Origin of the sequence: Arsenophonus sp. ENCA (assembly GCF_002287155.1) — a bacterium.
Lineage (GTDB): Bacteria > Pseudomonadota > Gammaproteobacteria > Enterobacterales > Enterobacteriaceae > Arsenophonus > Arsenophonus nilaparvatae.
The window spans coordinates 1-3337 of sequence record NZ_NHNG01000437.1; the positions used below are offsets into that span (position 1 = coordinate 1).

Genomic DNA, 3337 nt, shown 5'->3' on the forward strand with positions numbered 1-3337 from the left:
GGGTCATTACAGTAATTTTATCTATGTATGACCAAGGATTTCCTTTGTTGCATTTCGTTTGGGAATTGGCGTAGGCATTAGTAAACCACAGACCCTTCAATACTGGAATATATGAGATACAACGTGCCAATCGGATGATAAATGCATTTTTCGAAGAGAATCAATCTCAAAGCCCGAAAGTATAATTTACCAGACTCACTTTGTCTAACGGGTAATTAAAATATCGTTGGAAAATCTGAGCTACATCGCTTTGCTTTGGTAAAAATAGTTATTCTAATTCATGGTCATGCTCACAGGTCACTGATACACTTTATCAATCTATTATAGCCATCATTAATAAAGATATTGCATGAATTTACTAAAATCGTTAGCAGCGATAAGCTCTATGACTATGTTTTCCCGCATCTTAGGATTTATTCGTGATGCGATTATTGCGCGTTTTTTTGGTGCTGGAGCGGCGACAGACGCTTTTTTTGTTGCTTTTCGATTACCAAATCTTTTGCGCCGAATTTTTGCCGAAGGCGCATTTTCCCAAGCATTTGTCCCTATCTTAGCAGAATATAAAAACCAACAAGGTGATGAGGCTACTCGCACTTTTATTGCGTATGTTTCTGGTTTATTAACATTAATTTTGGCCATCGTTACATTGGCAGGAATATTAGCGGCACCATGGATTATTTATATTACGGCCCCCGGTTTTACTGATACACCGGATAAATTTGATTTAACCGTTCGTTTATTGAGAATCATTTTTCCTTATATTTTATTGATCTCTTTAGTATCATTGTCTGGTGCTATTTTAAATACTTGGAACCGTTTTTCTGTTCCTGCTTTTGCGCCTACTTTACTTAATATCAGTATGATTATATCAGTACTGTTGTTGGCGCCATATTGTGAACCACCTATTACAGCGTTAGGGTGGGGAGTTTTTGCCGGCGGTATTTTACAGTTGCTGTATCAATTACCTTATTTACAAAAAATTGGCATGTTAGTTTTACCGCGTATCTCTTTTCGTAATAGCGGTGTGTGGCGAGTATTGAAGTTAATGGGGCCGGCGATTATTGGGGTTTCTGTAAGCCAGATTTCATTAATTATTAATACTATTTTTGCCTCATTTTTACAATCAGGCTCTGTTTCGTGGATGTATTATGCTGACCGATTGATGGAGCTCCCTACCGGTGTTTTAGGAGTGGCACTTGGTACTATCTTATTACCTTCTCTGGCGAAGAGTTTTTCAACCGGTGATCATAAAGAATATCAGCGCCTAATGGACTGGGGGTTACGGCTTTGCTTTTTATTAGCGCTACCCTGTGCGATTGCGCTGGTTATTTTAGCCGAACCGTTGACAGTGTCGCTTTTTCAGTATGGCAATTTTACCGCCTACGATGCGGTAATGACTCAACGGGCATTAATTGCTTACTGTGTCGGCTTGATGGGGTTAATTGTCGTTAAGGTATTAGCGCCAGGGTTCTATTCGAGACAAGATATTAAAACACCGGTTAAAATCGCGATTATTACCTTAATTTTGACACAATTAATGAACCTTGCTTTTATTGGTTCGCTCAAACATGCAGGATTGGCCTTATCAATTGGCTTAGCGGCATGCTTTAATGCTTTGATGTTGTATTGGCAGTTACGTCGCCAGGCAATTTTTTCTCCCTTAGCTGGTTGGGGGAAATTTTTGCTCAAGTTAATCGCCGCTTTAATTGTTATGGTAGCGGTATTGTTGTTGCTATTAAATTTTATGCCGTCATGGGAGCAGGGAAATATGCTGATACGGATCACGCGGTTGCTATTGGTGGTTTTTGCCGGTGCAATGAGTTACTTTGTTGCGTTATTTATTTTTGGTTTTCGTTTGCGAGATTTTTCACAGCGGGCTATTTAATACAAATAAATCTGATTAAGTGATCATTTGTTGGATGAAAAAGCGTAAACGCGCTTTTTCATTACCAATCGAAGCAGGCTGACTGACTTTACAAATTGAAAACGGTATTGGGAATAAACAGAATTGGTGCGTCCGAGTGGACTCGAACCACCGACCCCCACCATGTCAAGGTGGTGCTCTAACCAACTGAGCTACGGACGCAATAAAAATTGCTATGGCGATAATGTGGAAACGAATATTAACGGGCAGTTGCCATTCTGGCAAGGGAAAAAATGCAATTTTACTTCTAACTGCTCGTATTTAATGCTATTTAGCATAAAAGCGCAATTTTTCATTTTTTATACCTTATACCCGTTTGACAACATAGCTATCGAGTGGAATGTCGTAATACAAATTCGTTTGGCTGACGTTGAAGCCATAATATGCGAGAAAGTATCATGATAGCTGATGCCGTTAAGCCAATAATAAAACCGATCCAAAAACCTTTTGGTCCCAGATGCGGCACAATAAAGTCAGTTAAACCAAGTAGATAACCTGTTGGTAGGCCGAGCAGCCAGTAAGCAATGAAAGTGATAAAGAAAATTGAACGGGTATCTTTATAACCACGTAATATACCGGCGCCAATGACTTGAATAGCATCGGAAATCTGATAGATAGCAGCGAATAACATCAATTGTGAAGCCAATAGGACGACTTCCGGATTGCGATTATACATTAATGCGATCTGCTCCCTAAGTGACACTGTCATAATTGCGGTGCAGCAAGCTACCGTTAAACCTACCATAATGCTGGTATAGGCGGATATTTTTGCCTTTTCCGTTGAAGAGCTACCTAAATTATAACCGACCCGGATCGTTGCTGCGATACCAAGAGAAATAGGAAACATAAACATTAACGAACTAAAATTTAATGCTACCTGTCGCCAATTCCCAAACGAAATGCAACAAAGTCACGAGTTTCGCACAAAACTAATTGGCCCATTCCCAGTCGAAACGCAACAAACCCATAAAACGTTATGCAGCCATTAGATGAGCTAAAAATACTTCATTTGGAGAAAAATAGCCCAACGATTTTCGTCCCCGAGTATTAAGTATGTGCTCAAGTTCTGCAATCTCGTTGTCCGTGACTGAGTTGAAATCCGTTCCTTTTGGGTAAAAACGGCGGATAAGTCCGTTACTGTGTTCATTTAAACCACGCTCCCATGAGTGATAAGGCCTGGCAAAGAAGACATTAGCACCGGTGATCTCAGTTATCTGTTTATGCATGGAGAACTCAGAACCGTTATCGGCCGTCAAAGTTTTAAAGTCACAGAAGGTATTTGCTACAATGTCACGGAAAGCATCTACAACAGTATCAGCGCGTTTATTCGGTAACTTGCGGATAATAATCTGCTTGGTAGCTTTATCCGCTAGAGTCAGTAAGAATGACTTCTGATCTTTACCAAATACAGTA

2 protein-coding genes, 1 tRNA gene and 1 pseudogene are annotated in these 3337 nt (G+C 39.9%); 1 reads left to right on the plus strand and 3 read right to left on the minus strand.

Annotation, left to right across the window (positions count from 1 at the left end):
• The first annotated feature begins 349 nt into the window (after positions 1–349).
• Positions 350–1885: a murein biosynthesis integral membrane protein MurJ gene (gene murJ / locus CBG25_RS11365; RefSeq protein ID WP_290606724.1), complete on the plus strand. Its 1536-nt coding sequence runs from the start codon at positions 350–352 to the stop codon at positions 1883–1885.
• 124 nt (positions 1886–2009) lie between these two features.
• Here the strand turns inward: murJ and CBG25_RS11370 are convergent.
• From CBG25_RS11370 to CBG25_RS11380, 3 genes and pseudogenes are all read right to left on the minus strand, one after another.
• Positions 2010–2086 (minus strand) — tRNA-Val (locus tag CBG25_RS11370).
• Positions 2087–2252: 166 nt separating this feature from the next.
• A pseudogene (locus CBG25_RS11375) lies at positions 2253–2804 on the minus strand (MATE family efflux transporter); the annotation flags it as partial.
• A gap of 94 nt (positions 2805–2898) precedes the next feature.
• On the minus strand, positions 2899–3337 hold a 439-nt coding region (locus tag CBG25_RS11380; RefSeq protein WP_290603601.1), incomplete at its 5' end, for an IS30 family transposase.